The organism is Arthrobacter sp. 754 (assembly GCF_040548695.1).
Lineage (GTDB): Bacteria > Actinomycetota > Actinomycetes > Actinomycetales > Micrococcaceae > Arthrobacter.
In genome coordinates this window covers 835,601-853,925 of record NZ_JBEPSC010000001.1, presented here as the reverse complement: position 1 = coordinate 853,925, position 18,325 = coordinate 835,601, and the positions used below count along the sequence as shown (strand labels likewise).

Below are 18,325 nucleotides of genomic sequence, written 5' to 3'. Positions count from 1 at the left end.
ACTGCAAAGGAACCCCATGTCTGCAGAAAACCAGGGCTTCAACACCCGCGCCGTCCATGCCGGCCAGGCCTTCGAGCCCCGCACGGGAGCCGTGGTCCCGCCGCTGCACTTCAGCTCCACCTACGCCCAGGACGGCATCGGCAACCTGCGCGGCGGCTACGAGTACGGCCGCGGCGGCAACCCCACCCGGGATTCGCTGCAGGAGCAGCTCGCAGCGCTCGAGGGCGGCAACGCTGCCTTTTCCTTCAGTTCAGGCCTCGCGGCTGAAGATTCCCTGATCCGGGCCCTCACCAGGCCCGGGGACCATATTGTGCTCGGCAACGATGCCTACGGCGGCACCTACCGCCTCATCAGCAGGATCCTGGGCGACTGGGGGATCGGCAACACCCCGGTGGACATGGCTGACCTCGATGCTGTCCGCGCTGCCGTCGCTGCGAACAAGACCCGCTTCGTGTGGGTGGAGACCCCGTCCAACCCGCTGATGAAGATCACCGACATCGAGGCGCTCGCCGCCATTGCGCACGACGCCGGGGCCCTCCTGGTGGTGGACAACACCTTTGCGTCGCCCTACCTGCAGACACCGCTCGCCCTGGGTGCCGACGTCGTGGTTCACTCCACCACAAAGTACATCGGCGGCCACTCCGACGTGGTGGGCGGTGCCGTCGTGGTCAACGACGCGGAGCTTGCCGAGAAGATCGGCTTCGTCCAGTTCGCCGTGGGCGCGGTCTCCGGCCCCATGGACGCCTTCCTGACCACGCGCGGCCTGAAGACCCTCGGCGTGCGCATGGACCGGCACAGCGAGAATGGCCAGGCGGTGGCCGAATGGCTGCTGCAGCGCCCCGAGGTGGAAGCCGTGCTGTACCCGGGCCTGCCCTCCCACCCGGGCCACGAGCTGGCGAAGAAGCAGATGAAGAGGTTCGGCGGCATGGTCTCCGTCCAGTTCAAGGGCGGCGAGGCAGCGGCCCGCACGGTGGCTGAAAACACCTCCGTGTTTACCCTGGCGGAATCCCTCGGAGGCATCGAGTCGCTGATGAACTACCCCTCGGAGATGACCCACGCCTCGGTGAAGGGCACGGAGCTTGCCGTTCCGGTCAACCTGATCCGCCTCTCGTGCGGCATCGAGGACGTGGAGGACCTGATCGCGGACCTGGAGAAGGCCTTCACCTTCCTCAAGTAAGCAGCCCCGGGAACCTGGCTTTCTTAAAGAAAGTCAGCTACGGTTTCCGGTATGCCTCTCCGTTCAGACTGGTCCCAGCGCACCTGCAGCCTGGCCCGCGGCCTCGACATCCTGGGTGACCCCTGGAGTGTCCTGGTGCTCCGCGAGGTCTTTTTCGGGAACGGGCGCTTCGACGCCATGAAGTCCCGGCTCGCCGTCGCGGACTCCGTGCTCACCAAGCGCCTCGCGGGCCTGGTGGAGGCGGGGCTGCTCAGCAAAAGGGCGTACGACGACGGCGGCCGAACCCGCCACGAATACGTCCTCACCCCCAGCGGTGAGGACACCCTCCCGGTCCTGAACGCGGTCGCGATCTGGTCCGAGAAGCACCTCCGCGCGCCCTCGGACACTGCTCACATGTTCGTGGTCCACTCCGGCTGCGGCCAGCGCACCAGCTCGGCGGACACCTGCACCGGCTGCGGCCAGCGCCTCACCGCAGCCAACACCAGTTGGCACAGCCTCACCCGGACGCCGGACCCGGTTCCGTTGGCCACCGCAGCGCTACAGGCCACCGCAGCACTGCAGAACGGATCCGCAGCATGAGCGTTCCCGGGACCACCAGGCAGGCAGCACCGAAAAAGAGGATCCACCCCGCGTGGATCGTTGCGGCCGTGGCGTTCCTGGCCCTTGTGGGAGCTGCGGGATTCCGCGCCGCCCCGGGTGTCCTGATGATTCCGCTGCAGCAGGAGTTCGGCTGGTCCACCACGGTGCTTTCGGCGGCCGTCAGCATCAACCTGGTCCTGTTCGGCCTCACCGCTCCCTTCGCCGCGGCCCTGATGGAACGCTTTGGTATCCGTGCCGTGACTGCCACCGCGCTGGTCCTGATCGGAGCGGGCAGCGCGCTCACGGTCCTGGTCAACCAGTCGTGGCAGATCCTGCTGACCTGGGGCCTGCTCATCGGGCTGGGGACGGGCTCCATGGCACTCGTCTTTGCCGCCACCATCGCCAACACCTGGTTTGCCAAGAGCCGGGGGCTGGTCATCGGCATCCTGACCGCCGGCAGCGCCGCCGGCCAGCTGGTGTTCCTGCCGTTCATCGCCATGCTCGCCCAGGACCCCGGCTGGCGCCAGGCATCGCTGCTCATCGCCGCCGGAGCCCTTGCGGTTGTCCCGCTGGTGCTGAAGTTCCTCAAGAACTCACCGGCCGACGTCGGCGCCCTGCCTTATGGCGAAACGGCACCCGAGGTGCCGTCACGGCCGGCGGACAGGGTTCCCGTAGCGGGTCCTGTTCCGGACAGCGGCCGGAGCAGCAATGCCGCCGTGCGGGCCCTTCAGGTTCTCAAACGGGCCAGCAAGGTAAGGACGTTCTGGGCTCTCGTAGCGGGTTTTGCCATCTGCGGGGCCACCACCAACGGGCTGATCGGCACGCATTTCATCCCCTCCGCGCACGACCACGGCATGCCGGAAACCACGGCCGCCGGGCTGCTCGCCGTCGTCGGAATTTTCGACATCGTGGGGACCATCGCCTCCGGCTGGCTGACCGACCGCTACAACCCGCGCATCCTGCTCGCCGTGTACTACCAGTTCCGGGGGATCGGGCTGCTGGTCCTGCCGCTGCTGCTCAGCGCCACGGTCCAGCCCAGCATGATCGTCTTCGTGGTGATCTACGGGCTGGACTGGGTGGCCACCGTGCCGCCCACCGCCGCGATCTGCCGGCAGACCTTCGGGGCTGACGGCAGCGTGGTGTTCGGCTGGGTGTTCGCCGCCCACCAGCTTGGCGCGGCCGCTGCCGCCCTCGGTGCCGGCGCCATCCGTGACGCCACCGGCCAGTACACCTACGCCTGGTTCGGTGCCGCGGCCATGTGCACCATCGCAGCCGTGATCAGCGCGACCATCCGCAAGGATAAGGCTGCCAGGGAGCCCGTGCCCGCCCGAGTGGCGTAGCCGGGACTGCCATCCCGCAGGTTATTCGGCGGTCCCGATGCGGAACGTCAGCGTGCGGGCTTCCGGGCGGAGTGCGAAGTCCGGCCAGACGTCCTGGCCGCAGGCCCGCGAACCCAGGCCATGCTGGGCGGCGTCGAGGTAGAGGTAGCTGTGAGCACCTTGGGGCAGCTCGTGGGGGTGGGCCGCGGAGCTGACCTCCTGCGCCGTGTGGCGGGCCAGGGTGAAGCCGGGCCGGCGTCCCCGGGCATCCGCGATGGCGTCGATCCTCAGCCAGGGTGCGCCCGCGTTGTTCAGCTCAAGTGAACGCAGGGCACTGCGGTGCCCGCTCTCCTGGGGCTTCGCGTAAGGCACCGTGAGGTCCCCGATTGCAGCGGAGTACCGGCCAATCAACGCAGCGTGCATGCTGTCCGGATACGATTCCCTGGGCCCGGCACCAAACCAGGAGGCGCCGTCAACGGATGCGGGCAGGTCGAACCGGACACCCACGCGCGGCCAGACCATGTCCCAGCCTGCGCTGGGAATGATCTCCAGGCGCAGCCACAGCTCACCGTCCGTCAGCTGCCACTGCTCCTCAACAGTCACCGAGTCCGCGCTGTCGGCCGGGGCATACCGCGTCCGGACCACCACGCTGTCGGCTCCAGCGGCGAGGTCCTCCACACGGGCGCTCAGGCGGTCCAGGCCCGCTTTCCGCCAGACGGAGGCCGATGAAGGCGCCGGAACGCCGTTTCCGTTGTTCAGCCAGGGGTCGCCAAGGTCGTAGCTGCCGAAGCCGGCCCCGTAGTCGTTGTCCGTAGGTGCGCGCCACAGCTCGAGGCGTGGTCCGGCTGCAGGCAGACCGCCAAGCGACACGAGGCGGCCCTCCTCGAACACCGCGGGTCCCAGGGTCGCCGTGCCAGTCGCCACGGAGCCGCTCCGGCCGGCCGAGGCCACCGGGCGCGGTGCCTGTACGGCCGGCGCGGCCTCCGAGAGATCCAGTTGGGCGGCTGAAATCACGTGCCCGGCCGGTGCCCAGTCGGTGTCCTTGCGCAGGACGGCTTCAACTGTGAGCCAGTGTTCTCCGTGACCGGCGGCGGCAAACCCAGGCAGTTCCACCCGGACGGATTCGCCTGCGGCGAGCGCAGCGCCGGCCGCCCCTGAGACTCCCAGTTCTCCCGAATCGCTGCGGACGCCGTCCACCTCGGTCCGCCACTGGACCACGACGTCGGACGCATCGGCAGAGTGCCGCAGGTTGGCGACCGTAACGAATCGCCGCGCGCCGCCGTCGTGCTGTGTTTCCGCGGCAGAATCGGTACCGAAGCTGAGCCGGAGGGGCGCAACGATCTGCTTGTATTCGAACAGTCCCGGGCTGGGCGTCGAATCTGAGAGGACCATTCCGTCCATGACGAAGTTGCCGTCGTGGATGACCTCGTTGAAGTCGCCGCCGTAGGCAAAGAACTCGGTTCCGTCCGTCGTGCGGGTGCGGATGCCGTGGTCGCGCCATTCCCAGACGAAGCCGCCGTGCAGCCGGGGGTAGCGGTCCACGAGGTCCTCGTACTGGTCGATCGCGCCGGGGCCGTTGCCCATGGCATGGACGTACTCGCACAGGATGAAGGGCTTGGTCCGCTGGCGGGCCGATTCGGCCGCGGAACAGCCGAGGAGCAGCGAGCCGGAGTCGTCCCGGCCGATCGCCTCGGTTTCGGGCACAGAGGAGTACATCCTCGAATAGACGTCGGTGTAGGCGCCGGTGTAATCGCCCTCGTAGTGGACGGGGCGTCCGGTGTCCCGGGAATGCGCCCAGGCCGCCATGGCTGCGAGGTTGGCCCCCGTGCCTGCCTCGTTGCCGAGGGACCACATGATGATGGACGGGTGGTTTTTGTCGCGTTCGATGGTGCGCTCCATGCGGTCCACGAAGGCCTCGCGCCACGCCGGATCGTCGCTGGGGTTGCCGGCCCACTCCTGGGCGTGGAAGCCATGCGTTTCGAGGTCACACTCGAGCACCACCCAGAAGCCCATCTCATCGGCAAGGTCCAGCAGGCGCGGGTGCGGGGGGTAGTGGCTGGTGCGGATTGCATTGACGTTGAACTGCTTCATGAGGGCAAGATCGGCGCGGGCAAAGTCCTCATCGAAGACGCGGCCCCGGTCAGGATGGGTCTCATGCCGGTTCATCCCGTGGAAGACCACGCGGCGGCCGTTCACCAGGAAACGGTCCCCGACGATCTTCACAGTCCGGAAGCCCAGGCGAAGCGAGATGGTCTCGCCGGCGCTGGCTACCGTGGCGTCGTAGAGCCGGGGCAGTTCAGCAGACCACGGTTCCACTGCGTCGATCCCGATTGGGGCAACGTCCGCCGCCGAGTTCCATGTGACGTTCACACCCAGCTCCGGCACCGAAAGCGTCAGCGGAAAGGCATCATCGTGTGCCGTGATTTCAGGATCGATCGCGCCGGGACCGGACTCACCGGAGCCGCTGAATGAGGTACGCAGCCAGACGTCGTCGATGCCCCGGGCCGGCCGTGCCTGGAGCGTGACGTCGCGGAAGATGCCCGGCAGCCACCACTGGTCCTGGTCCTCGACGTAGCTCGACGCCGACCACTGGTGCACGCGGACCGCCAGGACGTTCGCCCCGGGGCGCAGTGCGCCGGTCACATCGAATTCCTGGGCGAGCCGGCTTCCGGTGCCCACGCCGATGGCCACACCGTTGACCCATACCTTGTAACGGGATTCGACGCCGTCGAACCGCAGCAGGATCCGCTCGGCCGCAGTCCATGACTCACTTAGTTCGAAGGTGCGCCGATAGTCGCCGGTCGGGTTTTCATCAGGGACGTTAGGGGCGTCGGTGGGGAAGGGAAACTGCACGTTGGTATAGATGGGGCGCCCATAGCGGCTGTCGCCTTCCAGGACCCAGTGGGCCGGGACCGGGATCTCGTCCCACGAGGAGTCATCGAGGGCCTCCTCGGCGATGCCCTCTATGGCCTCGCCGGCGGGCAGGACGCCGCGGCCGCCCGGGGTTCCCGGGGCGCCGGGCAGCAGCCGGAAGCGCCAGTTGCCGTTCAGTGACTGGGTGGGAGCATCGCTGTGCAGCCACGACCGGGCGGCTGACCGCCGGCCGGATCCGGGTCCGCGGTCCGTGATGTAGGAGTGATCGGTGCGCGCGGTTGCCGTGAAGTCGGTCATGTCTTTACTGCTCCTTTTGAAAGTCCAGCGCCGCGCAAATGTGACCTACGGCACGCGGGGATCCGGTCAGGAGAAACGCTAACACAAAATTCGAGTAGCTACTCAAGTTTCGGTCACGGGTGAATGTCCGCGCCTGTACACTGGCTTGCCATGACCACAAAAGCGGCGGGCCAGCCAAGCCGGCGTGGACCCTATTCGAAGTCCACTGAGCGCCGGCAGGCCATCATTGCCGCGGCCCACGCCGTGTTCGCTGCCCATGGGTACCGCGGGGGTTCGCTGCAGGATGTCGCCGACCGCGTCGGCATGAGCCAGACCAGCCTCCTGCATTACTTCCCGTCCAAGAGCGACCTGCTCCTTGCCGTGCTCGACTGGCGGGACTCGACTACCGGAGACGGGACAACACCTCCTGATTCGGAGGAAAAGCTCGTGGACGCCGTCATCAGCCAGGCACGCTTCAATGAGGGGATTCCCGGGGTTATTGAGCTGTACACGGTGCTTTGTGCGGAATCCGTCACAGACGGCCATCCGGGGCGGGAGTACTTCACGGAGCGTTTTGACCGGCTGCGGCGCAGCTACACCCGGCGGTTCAAGCAGCTGGCCGGCGAAGGGCGGCTGCGGCCAGGCGTGGAACCCGAAACCGCCGCGGCATCGCTGATCGCCCTCTGGGACGGAATCCAGACGCAGTGGCTGCTGGCGCCCGAAAGCGTGGACATGGCCGGGTGCCTCCGCGGATACCTGGAACTGGTCCTGCTGCCCGAATGAGTCCAGAGACCGCACGCAGCCACCACTAGGCTGGTCCAATGGCATCCACCCCACCTGACAGTATGGCCCGGCCCACCGCGCTGATCACGGGAGCGGGGAGGCTTGCAAGTATCGGCGCGGGGATCGCCCGGCAGCTTGCGGCCGAGGGCTGGGACCTCGTCCTTGCCTACTGGCCGGGCTACGATGCCCGGATGCCGTGGGGAAGCCAGCCGGACGACGTCGTGCGCCTGACCGCCGAGCTGGAAGCGATCGGCGCCCAGGTCCACGCCCTGGCCGCTGACCTCGAGGACCCGGAGGCAGCGGACCGGCTCATCGCCGAGGCGACCAGCCTCGCCGGGCCCCTTCAGGGCCTGGTGCTCAGCCACGCGGAGTCCGTTGACTCCGGGATTCTGGACACCACGCTGGAAGCGTTTGAGCGCCACTTCGCCGTGAACACGCGTGCCGGCTGGCAGCTGATCGCCGCGTTTGCGAGGCAGGCACCGCACGACGGCGGCGCCATTGTTGCGCTGACCAGCGACCACACAGCATTCAACCTTCCGTACGGGGCATCCAAGGGCGCCCTGGACCGGATTGTCATTGCCGCGGCGCGCGAGCTGGGGCCGCTGGGCATTTCGGCGAACGTGCTCAACCCCGGGCCCATCGACACCGGCTGGATGAGCCGCGAGGTCCGTGAAGAGCTCACCGCCCGGCAGCCCGGCGGCCGGCTGGGGACACCGGCGGACATCGGCGCCACCGTGGCGTTCCTGCTCTCACCCGCGGGCCGCTGGGTGTCCGGCCAGCTGGTCAAGGCCGACGGCGGCTTCTCGGCCTGAGTGCCCTGATTTCGGAGCCCGTGCTACCGGAACGCGTTGAGGCCGGTGATGTGCTGGCCGAGGATCAGGGTGTGGACTTCGTCCGTGCCCTCGTAGGTGCGGACGGACTCGAGGTTGGCGGCGTGCCGCAGCGGCGAATAGTCCAGGGTGATGCCATTGCCGCCCAGGATCGAACGGGCCTCCCGGGCGATCGCGATGGCCTCGCGCACGTTGTTCAGCTTCGCCAGCGAGATCTGCTCCGGCTTGAGCCTGCCCGCGTCCTTGAGCCGGCCCAGGTGGATGGCCAGCATGGTTCCCTTCTGGATCTCCACGACCATGTTGACCAGCTTCTCCTGGGTCAGCTGGTACCCGGCCAGCGGCTTCCCGAACTGCAGCCGGTCCAGGGAATACTTCAGGGCGGCCTCGTAGGAATCCCGGGCCGCGCCCATGGCGCCCCATGCAATCCCGTAGCGTGCCTCGTTCAGGCAAGTGAAGGGGCCGCGCAGGCCCAGAGCCGCCGGCAGCATCGCCTCCGGTCCCAGCCGGACGCCGTCGAAGTCCACATCGCACTGGATGGAGGCGCGCATTGACAGTTTCCCGGTGATGGGCGTGGCCCTGACCCCGGGCGTTCCGGCCGGCACCAGGAAGCCGCGCACGCCGTCGTCGGTCCTGGCCCAGACCACCATCACCCCGGCCACGGACGCCAGCCCGATCCAGCGCTTGGCACCGTCCAGCACCCAGCCGGCGTCGTCCCCGGTCCCGTCCCGGCGGGCAACCGTGGTCATGGAAGACGGGTCCGATCCGGCGGTGGGTTCGGTCAGGGCAAAGCACCCGATCACCTCGCCGGCGGCCATCCGGGGGAGCCACTCCTGCTTCTGGTCCTCGGAACCCCACTTGTGGATTGCCGTCATGGCCAGCGAACCCTGCACCGAGACGAAGGTGCGGATCCCGGAGTCGCCGGCTTCAAGTTCCATGGCGGCAAGACCGTATTCGACGGCGCTGCGGCCTGGACAGCCGTACCCCTCGAGATGCATGCCCAGGACGCCGAGTTCGCCCAGCTCGGGGGCGAGTTCCAGGGGAAAGACAGCGTCGTCATACCAGCGCGCGATGCCGGGTTTGATGCGCTGGTCCGTGAAGTCGCGGACCCGCTGCCGCACCGCCAGTTCGTCCGGTGTCAGGAGGGAGTCCAGGGCCAGGACGTCGGAGGGGTCCGGTCCCAGTGGCGCGTCGGCGTCGTAGCTCATGAGAGCATCCTACGGGCCTGCCGTGACCCCCGGCTTTCCGGTGAAGTACTCCCGCGTCGAGGGCAGGAACCGGCAGAGGACGGCCAGGACAACACCAAGGGCCAGGAGCACCACGCCGCTGACAAAAGCTCCGCCGACGCCGAAGATCTGGGTGTCACCGTAGGCCGGGTCCCACATCTGAACGGCGGAGATAAAGAATGCCGCGGTCAGGAGCAGAGCACCGGTGAGTGGCAGGATGCCGCGGAACCAGAGGTTGCGGGCTGAACTCCGTAGCGTGCCGCGGAAATACCAGACGCAGGAGAACCCCGTCAATGCGTAGTAGAACGCGATGAACAGGCTGATGGCGCTGATGGAATCGGAGAGCAGGTTCTCGCTCAGGAAGCTCATGGCCACGTAGTACACGACGGCGGCGGCGCCCATCACCTGGGTGGAGAATCCCGGCGTCTGGTTGCGCGGATGGACTTCACCGAACTTCGGCGGCAGCGCGCCGTGCACGCCCATGGACAGTGTGCCGCGGGCCGTCGGCAGGATGGTGGTCTGCGTGGAGGAGAGTACGGACGCGAGCACCGCCACGATGATCAGCCAGCCCCACTGGCCGAGGACCACATCCTTCATGGCCAGGAAGACGTCGTTCTGATTCGCCTCGTTGGCCAGTCCGATGCCTTCCGTGCCCACGGTGGCGTACATCATCACCAGCAGGGCAACCGATACATAGATGGCAACCAGGACAAACGCCGAAATGACCGCACCGCGGCCCGGCGTCCTGGAGGGATTCTCGGTTTCCTCGTTCACTGCCAGGCAGGTATCCCAACCCCAGTAGATGAACAGTGCGAGCAGGGCCCCGTGCACTACAGCACCCGGATCGGCAAAAGCGCCGGCCGGATTGAACCACTCGAAGTCGAAGGCCTGGCCCTCAGGGGCGCCGCCCGCGATTCTGGAAACCAGTGCCACGGCGAAAATGCCCAGCGAAACGTACTGTACGTACGTCAGGACACGCTGTACGTGCTCGCCCAGCCGGATGCCGCGGTAATTAACCAGGGTCATGAAGACGATGAACAGCACCCCGGTGGCCGTGACCACCACTTTGTCTGCGGCCAGCGAACCGTCGCCGATCAGGAGCCACAGGTACTGCCCGGCCACCTGCGCCAGGTTGGCCAGCACCACGATGCCGGCCAGGGCAACGCCCCAGCCCCCCAGCCAGCCGGCCCATGGCCCGAACGCGCGGCGGGACCACGTAAACGTGGTCCCGCAGTCAGGCATGGCGCTGTTCAGCTCGCGGAACGCGTACGCGATGAAAAGGACCGGGATGAAGCCAAGGATCAGGATGAGGGGAGTGTAGTTTCCGTTGACGGCCACGATCAGGCCCAGGGTGGCTGCCAGCGAATACACGGGCGCCGTGGACGCCAGGCCCAGCATGACCGAGTCGCCGAGGTCCAGGATCCCGGCGCGGAGCCCCTTTGCCGGGACGGCACCGCCGGACGGTCCTCCGGGGCCGCCGCCCGCCGTCGTGGTCTCTGTGCTCATAGTGCGATACCTGCCTTGCTGGAGTGGGCCTGCACCGAAAGCGGAGCGGGGGCGTCAATGGTGTTGGGCACAAAACGGCAGAAGTAATCGGTAATGGGGCCGTCGGATTCCCTGATCCCGCACCCCACGGACTCGCCATCGACCACCCAGAGCCCCAGGACCGGGTGGTTGCCGTCAAAGTCCGGCAGCGGGTGGTACTGCTGGTAGCACCAGCCTTCGCGGCCATAGCCGCCGGGCTGCTCGAGGCTGATGCCGGCGGCGTGGATCCTGATGTTGTCGCCTTCGCGTCCGTGCAGCGGCTTGGCCACCCATTCCTTCAGGGGCCCGGGCTCGTTGAGATAGGCGGGCAGCAGGTTGGGGTGATTCGGGTAGAGGTGCCACAGCGCGGCGAGCAGGGCCTTGTTCGAGAGCAGCATCTTCCAGGCCGGTTCCACCCAGCGCGGATTGTGCGCCCGCTGCAGCAGCCGGTGACCGAACGGCTCCTTCATCATCAGCTCCCACGGGTACAGCTTGAACATGGTGCTGATCATGAAGTTGTCCAGGTCCACGAACCGGTTGAGGTTGGGGTCCCAGCCGATGTCGGACATGTTGATGCCGATGGTGGTCCAGCCGGCCTGGCTGGCCACATCCCGCATGTAGGCGGCAGTCATCCAGTCCTCACCGGACTCCTCGGCCTCGGAGTGGGCGATGTGGAGGGTGCTCATGCCGGTCCGGTACTGCATCTTCTTCCACTGCCGGATCAGGGCCTCGTGGATGCCGTTCCACTGGTCCTTTTCGGGAAAGACGTCCTGCAGCCAGAACCACTGCGCCACGGCGGCCTCGATCAGGCCGGTGGGGGTGTCCGCGTTGTACTCGAGCATCTTGGCCGGGCCGCCCTGCCCGTCGTAGATGAAATCGAACCGGCCGTAGACATCCATGTCACCGGCCTGAAGCGACTCGGCCGCCAGTTCCAGAGCCTGCGGGCCGATGCCGATGTTTCCCATGGCGCCGGAGGCCAGGAACCTGGCCGCTTCCAGGCACATCCTGTGCATGTCCTCGGCCGTGACCTCGAGCGTTTCCACCTCGTCCATGGTGAATTCGTAGTAAGCGGCCTCGTTCCAGTACTCAATCTTCCGGCCGTCGGGCATGGTGGTGGTGGAGAAGACCAGGCCCTGCTCTTCGATCTTCTGCTTCCAGTCAGGCCTGGGCTCCGATAACAACCGCTTCACGCCTAGCCCCCCGTGCTTCCGCCCTTGGAGCTGCTGCCGAAGCCGCCCCGGCTGACCGTTCCGCCCTTGGTGCTGTACCCCGTGGACGCTTTGGCTCCGCTGGGAATGGTGCTGGTGTAGCTCGGGTATGAGGAACGGTTCTGGCCCACAGCGGGCACGCTGGCACCGCGGGAGTAGAAGTACCACGCAAACAACCCGCCTCCGCGACCGGCCGAACTGTTGCACTGGGTGTCCTCCACGCGCTCGCCGGTCTCGTCGTTGAAACACACCTGCGCGTACTCGGGCTCATCCTCGTTGCTGGCCACGATGGCGGTGATGGTGCCCGCGAGGAGCGCCGTGACGCCCAGGCCCACCACCACAGTCCGCCGCTGGGAGCGCTTCTTCCGCGCAGCCGCCTCATGGACCTGGCGCTCGCGGTCCTTCGCGAAGGGGTCCACCATCTGCGTGGGCTCATTGAGGAGTTCAGGGCGAAGTTCAGGCTTGGGCACCTGCCACGGCGGGGGCTTCGGCGCGCCTTGGGCGCCGTCCGCGTCAGGGCCTTGGTCCTTGTCAGGACCTTTGCCCTGGTCCTTGTCCGGGTCCATGACTTCCCCCTTGGTAGTCCATGCTGAATGTGGGCGGTCTGAAGGGCGCAACCCTGCGCCAGGAAAGCTCAATCCTGAAATCAGCCTAGCCGCTGCCCCTTGCTGCTGCGAGCAGAAACGGGGGGAGAACTGCCCACGCTTGACCAGCGGCTGGATCCGGCCTCGGGAACCTACACTGGAGCCATGGAAACCGCATCAGTACTTGCCGTCTGCCGCGTCCACCAACTGCTTCCGGACGACTCAAACGTGGGCGTCACGGCCATCGACAAGCGGCCCGTGGAGGGTCCGGTCAAGGTCCACAAACTGGGCCTCCGCGGCGACATCCAGGCCAACCGGGTCCATCACGGCGGGGAGGACCAGGCACTTTACGCATACTCCCAGGAGGACGCCGACTACTGGGCCGAAGAGCTGCAGCGGGACCTTCCTCCGGGGTTTTTTGGCGAGAACCTCCGGGTATCCGGCATCGAAACCACTGGGGCAGTGATCGGAGAGCGCTGGAAGATCGGGCTGGAGGTGGAGGTGGAGGTCACCTCGCCGCGCACGCCTTGCTCCACATTCCAGCGGCGGATGAAGGAGCCCCGGTTCGTCAAACGGTTCACCGAGGTTGGGCGTGTGGGAGCCTACCTGCGGGTGGTCCGGACCGGCACCATCCAGGCCGGCGACCATATCCACCGGCTTTACGTCCCCAAGCACGGCGTCACCGTCGGCAAGTGGTTCAGCGATCCGGACACTGATTCCATGGAGGCGTTGCGGGATGCCGATGCCGACGGCGAGATCCGCCTCCAGCAGCCGGAATTCAACCAGAAGTTCGAGGCGCTGCTGCGGCAGCTGGCCCGGTAACCGCCGGCCGGAACCGGCTCTTTTGGCCGGTACCGGAAGCCGTGTGCGCAAGGTCACCGCCGCCGTCGTACCTTCAATTACCCGCAACGGGGATCCATACCTTACACTTGAAACATCCCCCACTCCGGAAATCCCTTTATTCTGCCCAATTTTTGAGGCAGGACTGGCAAGTGTTGGGGCCCGCTAATGCGATGCGGGCATTTTCATAGGGAGAGCCGGCTAAAGAAAACGCTGTACAGACTGCTGGGATAGCAGCCAAGAGATGCAGCGGGAAGTCCTGCCACGGGATTGCGAAAGCGCCGGACTTCTATGTGACCGGCCGGTCAATGATTGCCCGGCACCCCCACGGCACATGTACTGCGGCTCCGCTCACCTCGGGTAGTGCCGCCTGGCCCCCTATGGATGAGGAAATTTCCCTATGCCCGAAAATCAAAACGACTCCGTCAACACCGAAAACACCGTGAACGACGTCGAGACCGCACCCGCCGCAGTCTTCATCGAAGCACCGATCGAAGCACCGCAGGCAGAAGCTGCAGAAGTCGAAGCCGTAGTGGCCGAGGCCCCCAAGGCTGAAGAATCACCCGCCGAAGAAGCACGCGCCGAAGAAGCCCCCAAGGTTGAAGAAGCCCCTGCAGCTGACCCCACCAGCGGCGAGGCCGGCACCGAAGCTGACGGCATCCGCTTCGCCGATCTCGGCATTGACGGCCGCGTCCTGGCAGCACTGCAGGACGTCGGCTACGAAAAGCCTTCCCCCATCCAGGCCGCAACCATCCCGTTGCTGCTTGAAGGCCGCGACGTCGTGGGCCTCGCCCAGACGGGCACCGGTAAGACTGCAGCATTCGCAGTACCGGCACTGTCCCGCCTGGCCGAGCTCCACGACCTCAACGGCCCGTCCCGCAAGACGCAGGCCCTGGTCCTGGCACCGACCCGCGAACTCGCGCTCCAGGTTGCCGAGGCTTTCACCTCCTACGCCAAGCACATCGATGACTTCACGGTCCTCCCCGTTTACGGTGGCTCCGCTTACGGTCCCCAGCTCGCGGGCCTCCGCCGCGGTGCCCAGGTTGTTGTGGGTACCCCCGGCCGCGTGATCGACCACATCTCCAAGGGATCGCTCGACCTGTCCGAACTCCAGTACCTGGTGCTGGACGAGGCCGACGAAATGCTGCGCATGGGCTTCGCCGAAGACGTGGAGCAGATCTTCCAGCAGACCCCGTCGGACCGCCAGGTTGCACTGTTCTCGGCCACCATGCCGAGCCAGATCCGCCGCATGTCCAAGCAGTACCTGAACAACCCGGCCGAGATCTCGGTGAAGTCCAAGACCACCACCGGTGCCAACACGCGCCAGCGCTACCTGCAGGTCATGGGCCCGCACAAGCTGGACGCGCTGACCCGCATCCTCGAGGTTGAAGAGTTCGACGGCGTCATCGCCTTCGTGCGCACCAAGATGGCTACCGAGGACCTGGCTGACAAGCTGAAGGCGCGGGGCTTCCAGGCCGCCGCCATCAACGGCGACATCCCGCAGCAGCAGCGCGAACGGACCGTTGAGGCGCTGAAGGAAGGCCGCATCGACATCCTCGTGGCCACCGACGTCGCGGCCCGCGGCCTTGACGTCGAGCGCATCAGCCACGTGATCAACTACGACATCCCGCACGACACCGAGTCCTACGTGCACCGCATTGGCCGCACGGGCCGTGCCGGCCGCAGCGGTGACGCTGTGCTGTTCATGACGCCGCGGGAGAAGTACCTGCTGCGTTCCATCGAGAAGGCAACCCGCCAGCCGGTGGAGCAGATGCACCTGCCCACGGCCGAGACGGTCAACACGCTGCGCCTGGGCAAGTTCGCCGAGCGCATCACGGAGACCCTCGAGTCCGAGGACGTTGCCGCGTTCCGCGATCTCATCTCCTCCTACGAGGAAGAGCACAACGTGCCGGCCTCGGAGATCGCTGCCGCGCTGGCCGTCATGGCCCAGGGCGGACAGCCGCTGCTGGTCAAGGAACTGCCCGCAGCTCCTGAGTTCCAGAAGCGCGAACGCTCCAAGGACGGCTTCGGCTCACGCGGCCCCACCCGCACGCTCACCGAGGGCAACGCCACCTACCGGATCGCCGTCGGACGCCGCCAGCGCGTCATGCCGGGTTCCATCGTTGGCGCCATTGCCAATGAAGGCGGCATCTCCTCGGCCCAGATCGGCGGCATCGACATCCGCTCGGACCACTCCCTCGTGGAGCTCCCGGCAGACCTCAGCCCCGAGCAGCTGCGCGCCCTGTCCCGCACCCGGATCGGCGGCGAGCTGATCAACCTCGAGCTGGACAACGGCCGCAAGCCGTCCGGCGGAGGCGAGCGTGGAGGCTACCAGGGCAACCGTGGAGGGGACCGAGGCGGTTACTCCGGCGGAGACCGTGGCGGCAACTTCAAGGGCAACGGCGGGTTCAAGAAGGAATTCCGCAAGTCCGACGGCGAGCGCAGCTCGGCTGACCGCGGTGGCCGCTCTTACAGCGACCGTTCAGAGCGCTCCGTAGGCGCAGACAGCGGTGCAAACCGCGGCCAGGCCAGCGACTCCCGCTTCGGCGGCCACGGGGACGGCTCACGCAAGCCCCGCACCGAAGGCGGACAGGGCGGTTTCAACCGCAAGGGCAAGTGGTAACCGTCAGCTAACCTGACACGTTTCGTCCCGAGGGGCCGGCTTTCGAGCCGGCCTTTCGGCGTTTAACGTCCGACGGCGGCCCGCCGCGGCGGGTGCGGTCCTTGGCAGCAGGTGCCTGCCCCCATACGATCGAGGGGCTACCGACGGCGTAGCTGCGGATCGACCTGGCCTGTTTTAGGCTGGTCGGCGCAAAGCCCAATGAAAGGCATCACTGTGGGATTCCTGGACGATCTGAAGAAGAACCTCGGGCTTGGAGACAAGAACGAGGCGAAGGACGCACCCCAGGCCGGGGCGGGCGTGGACGCCGGCACGAACAGCACCACCACGCAGGCGGCTCCGGCGGATGTGGCGCCGGAAGTGAACCAGAACGAGGCAGCAGCCCAGGCGGCGGCTGAGCAGGCTGCAGCGGACCAGGCAGCAGCCGACCGCGCAGCAGCGGACCAGGCTGCGGCTGCCCAGGCTGCGTCCGACCAGGCGGCAGCCAACCAGGCCGCGGCGGATGCTGCAGCCGCGCAGCAGGCTGCCGATGCGCAGGCTGCCGGTGCCGTGGCGGCGGCGCCCGCTGCCACCCAGCCGGCAGCGGTGTCGGAAGTGGTTGTTGAGGCCGGCGACACCCTCAGCGGCATCGCCGTGCAGTTCGGGGTGAGCCTGGACGCCCTGATCGCCGCCAACGCGGACACCGTCCCGAATCCGGACCTGATTTACCCCGGACAGGTACTGCGCCTGCCCTAGTTCCTCTGCCGGATTGAGGCCATAAAAAGGGCGCCGATGCAACTGTTTCGGCGCCCTTTGACCGGCCCTGATGCCGATTTGTTGGTGGCGAAATCTTCCGGTAGAGTATTTACTCGTTGCCCCCCTAGCTCAGTGGTAGAGCGCGTTCTTGGTAAGAACGAGGTCACCGGATCGATTCCGGTGGGGGGCTCTGGATGAGGGCCTGTGTCAAGGCGGTTTTTGACCGGCTGGCGCAGGTTTTTCTCATTCGTGGCGGTGTAGCTCAGTTGGTTAGAGCGCACGACTCATAATCGTGAGGTCGGGAGATCGAGCCTCCCCACCGCTACAGAGCAGGACCCCGAAGGCCAAACGCCTCCGGGGTCCTTTTGCATTCCAGGATCTGACGGGCCGACGCGCCGGCAGATCCAGGGCCGACGCCTACCCAACCCTGTCCCGCGGGGGCACAATGGGGCGCATGGGCAAGCTCATCTACCATTCCTCCGCTTCGCTGGACGGGTACATCGCGGACCGGGACGGCAATTTCGACTTCAGTGCGCCGGACGAGGAAGTCCATGGTTTCGTCAACGACCTCCAACGCGACGTTGGCACCTATCTCTTTGGCCGCAACATGTACGGGGTCATGTCGGTCTGGGAAACGTGGGACACCACGGATGAGCCGGCCGTTGTGCAGGATTTTGCGCGGATCTGGCACGGAACGGACAAGGTTGTGTACTCCACCACACTCCCCGCAGCCTCCACCGCCCGGACCAGGATCGAGCGGACCTTCGATCCTGCCGCTGTCCGCGAGTTGAAGGCCGGAACCGGGCAAAGTATCGGCATCGGCGGCCCCACCCTCGCCACCGCCGCTCTGCAGGCCGGGCTGGTGGACGAATGCAGTCTCTTCGTCACCCCGTTCGTGGTGGGCGGCGGCAAGAAGTACCTTCCCGATGGCCTGAACCTGCGTCTTGAACTCCTTGAGGAGCATACGTTCGGCAGCGGCACGGTGTACCTCCGCTACCGCGTGCTGCCCTGACCGCACGCGGAGACCACGGCGTGCCCCAGAGCGCCGCGGACGCTCGCTGGTCTGGTAGGGGCAGAATGGGGACATGACCCGCATCGCAATCATCGGCGGCCACGGCAAAGTGGCCCTCCACCTGTCCACCCTGCTTACCGGGGAAGGCCACAGCGTCACCTCGATCATCCGCAACCCGGAGCACGCGGCGGACGTCGCGGCAACCGGTGCCGCGCCGTCGGTCCTGGACGTTGAAAATTCGACGACGGCGGAAATCGCCGAGGCGCTCAGGGGACATGATGCGGTGGTCTGGTCTGCCGGTGCCGGCGGCGGGAGTCCCGAGCGGACGTATGCGGTGGACCGCGACGCTGCGATCCGGTCGATGGACGCGGCGGCGGAGGCCGGCGTCGGGCGTTACGTCATGGTCTCCTACCTCGGCGCCGGTCCGGACCATGGGGTGCCGGCGGACAACAGCTTCTTCGCCTATGCGGAGGCCAAGGCGGCCGCGGACCAGTACCTGCGCGGCACCGGCCTGGCCTGGACCATCCTGGGCCCGGGTGCGCTGACGGACAAGCCCGGGACGGGGCTGATCGAGGTGGATCCTTCTTCCGTTGGCAGCCGGGAAACGTCCCGCAGCAACACCGCCGGTGTGGCCGCGGCCGTGCTTGACCTGCCCGAGACCGCTGGGCGGACCATCGAATTTACCGACGGCACACTGCCCATCGCGGCGGCGCTGCAGCCCCCGGCCTAACCGCGGCCGGC

Annotated in this window: 15 protein-coding genes and 2 tRNA genes; 12 read left to right on the top strand and 5 right to left on the bottom strand. The window is 66.9% G+C overall.

All coding sequences use genetic code 11. The features are described from left to right. The first annotated feature begins 16 nt into the window (after window positions 1–16). The 3 genes from ABIA70_RS04045 to ABIA70_RS04035 are packed head-to-tail and all read left to right on the top strand — an operon-like array spanning window position 17 to window position 3,096. On the top strand, window positions 17–1,177 hold the full coding sequence (locus tag ABIA70_RS04045) for a cystathionine gamma-synthase (protein WP_354146273.1): 1,161 nt from the start codon (window positions 17–19) through the stop codon (window positions 1,175–1,177). A gap of 51 nt (window positions 1,178–1,228) precedes the next feature. Beyond that, the gene (locus ABIA70_RS04040; RefSeq protein ID WP_354146272.1) at window positions 1,229–1,756 is read left to right on the top strand and encodes a winged helix-turn-helix transcriptional regulator; all 528 of its coding nucleotides are present in this window, start codon (window positions 1,229–1,231) and stop codon (window positions 1,754–1,756) included. After that, window positions 1,753–3,096, top strand: a complete 1,344-nt coding sequence (locus ABIA70_RS04035) for an MFS transporter (RefSeq protein ID WP_354146271.1) — start codon at window positions 1,753–1,755, stop codon at window positions 3,094–3,096. The genes ABIA70_RS04040 and ABIA70_RS04035 overlap by 4 nt, the downstream gene beginning before the upstream one ends. Before the next feature lie 21 nt (window positions 3,097–3,117). Here ABIA70_RS04035 and ABIA70_RS04030 read toward each other — a convergent pair whose 3' ends face one another. Continuing rightward, on the bottom strand, window positions 3,118–6,246 hold the full coding sequence (locus tag ABIA70_RS04030; protein WP_354146270.1) for a glycoside hydrolase family 2 TIM barrel-domain containing protein: 3,129 nt from the start codon (window positions 6,244–6,246) through the stop codon (window positions 3,118–3,120). Window positions 6,247–6,396: 150 nt separating this feature from the next. Between ABIA70_RS04030 and ABIA70_RS04025 the strand changes: the two genes are divergently transcribed. Both ABIA70_RS04025 and ABIA70_RS04020 read left to right on the top strand, forming a co-directional pair. Beyond that, the gene (locus ABIA70_RS04025; RefSeq protein WP_354146269.1) at window positions 6,397–7,008 is read left to right on the top strand and encodes a TetR/AcrR family transcriptional regulator; all 612 of its coding nucleotides are present in this window, start codon (window positions 6,397–6,399) and stop codon (window positions 7,006–7,008) included. A gap of 38 nt (window positions 7,009–7,046) precedes the next feature. Then, window positions 7,047–7,820 carry an SDR family oxidoreductase gene (locus ABIA70_RS04020; RefSeq protein ID WP_354146268.1) on the top strand — a complete coding sequence of 258 codons (774 nt, stop codon included), beginning with the start codon at window positions 7,047–7,049 and terminating at the stop codon, window positions 7,818–7,820. 23 nt (window positions 7,821–7,843) lie between these two features. Here the strand turns inward: ABIA70_RS04020 and ABIA70_RS04015 are convergent, their stop codons facing one another. From ABIA70_RS04015 to ABIA70_RS04000, 4 genes are read right to left on the bottom strand one after another with little or no spacing between them, the layout of a single operon-like run. Next, window positions 7,844–9,043 carry an acyl-CoA dehydrogenase family protein gene (locus ABIA70_RS04015; RefSeq protein WP_354146267.1) on the bottom strand — a complete coding sequence of 400 codons (1,200 nt, stop codon included), beginning with the start codon at window positions 9,041–9,043 and terminating at the stop codon, window positions 7,844–7,846. Between the two features lie 9 nt (window positions 9,044–9,052). Then, window positions 9,053–10,567, bottom strand: a complete 1,515-nt coding sequence (locus tag ABIA70_RS04010; protein ID WP_354146266.1) for an APC family permease — start codon at window positions 10,565–10,567, stop codon at window positions 9,053–9,055. Then, the gene (locus tag ABIA70_RS04005) at window positions 10,564–11,775 is read right to left on the bottom strand and encodes a glutathionylspermidine synthase family protein (RefSeq protein WP_354146265.1); all 1,212 of its coding nucleotides are present in this window, start codon (window positions 11,773–11,775) and stop codon (window positions 10,564–10,566) included. Before ABIA70_RS04005 ends, ABIA70_RS04010 begins: the two co-directional genes overlap by 4 nt. A gap of 2 nt (window positions 11,776–11,777) precedes the next feature. Beyond that, window positions 11,778–12,359 carry a Tat pathway signal protein gene (locus ABIA70_RS04000; RefSeq protein WP_354146264.1) on the bottom strand — a complete coding sequence of 194 codons (582 nt, stop codon included), beginning with the start codon at window positions 12,357–12,359 and terminating at the stop codon, window positions 11,778–11,780. A gap of 183 nt (window positions 12,360–12,542) precedes the next feature. Between ABIA70_RS04000 and ABIA70_RS03995 the strand changes: the two genes are divergently transcribed. The 7 genes from ABIA70_RS03995 (at window position 12,543) to ABIA70_RS03965 (ending at window position 18,314) form a co-directional block, all read left to right on the top strand. Further along, window positions 12,543–13,199, top strand: a complete 657-nt coding sequence (locus ABIA70_RS03995; protein WP_354146263.1) for an MOSC domain-containing protein — start codon at window positions 12,543–12,545, stop codon at window positions 13,197–13,199. Between the two features lie 418 nt (window positions 13,200–13,617). After that, a complete protein-coding gene (locus tag ABIA70_RS03990; RefSeq protein WP_354146262.1) occupies window positions 13,618–15,840 on the top strand; it encodes a DEAD/DEAH box helicase in 2,223 nt (740 codons plus the stop codon). A gap of 198 nt (window positions 15,841–16,038) precedes the next feature. Beyond that, the gene (locus ABIA70_RS03985; RefSeq protein ID WP_354146261.1) at window positions 16,039–16,572 is read left to right on the top strand and encodes a LysM peptidoglycan-binding domain-containing protein; all 534 of its coding nucleotides are present in this window, start codon (window positions 16,039–16,041) and stop codon (window positions 16,570–16,572) included. Window positions 16,573–16,690: 118 nt separating this feature from the next. Then, window positions 16,691–16,762: transfer RNA gene (locus ABIA70_RS03980), tRNA-Thr, on the top strand. 61 nt (window positions 16,763–16,823) lie between these two features. Further along, window positions 16,824–16,897 (top strand) — tRNA-Met (locus ABIA70_RS03975). Window positions 16,898–17,026: 129 nt separating this feature from the next. Beyond that, window positions 17,027–17,584, top strand: coding sequence for a dihydrofolate reductase family protein (locus ABIA70_RS03970; protein ID WP_354146260.1), 558 nt, complete (start codon window positions 17,027–17,029; stop codon window positions 17,582–17,584). Between the two features lie 73 nt (window positions 17,585–17,657). Further along, entirely contained in the window at window positions 17,658–18,314 is a 657-nt protein-coding gene (locus tag ABIA70_RS03965) for an SDR family oxidoreductase (protein WP_354146259.1), read from the top strand. Window positions 18,315–18,325: the final 11 nt, after the last annotated feature.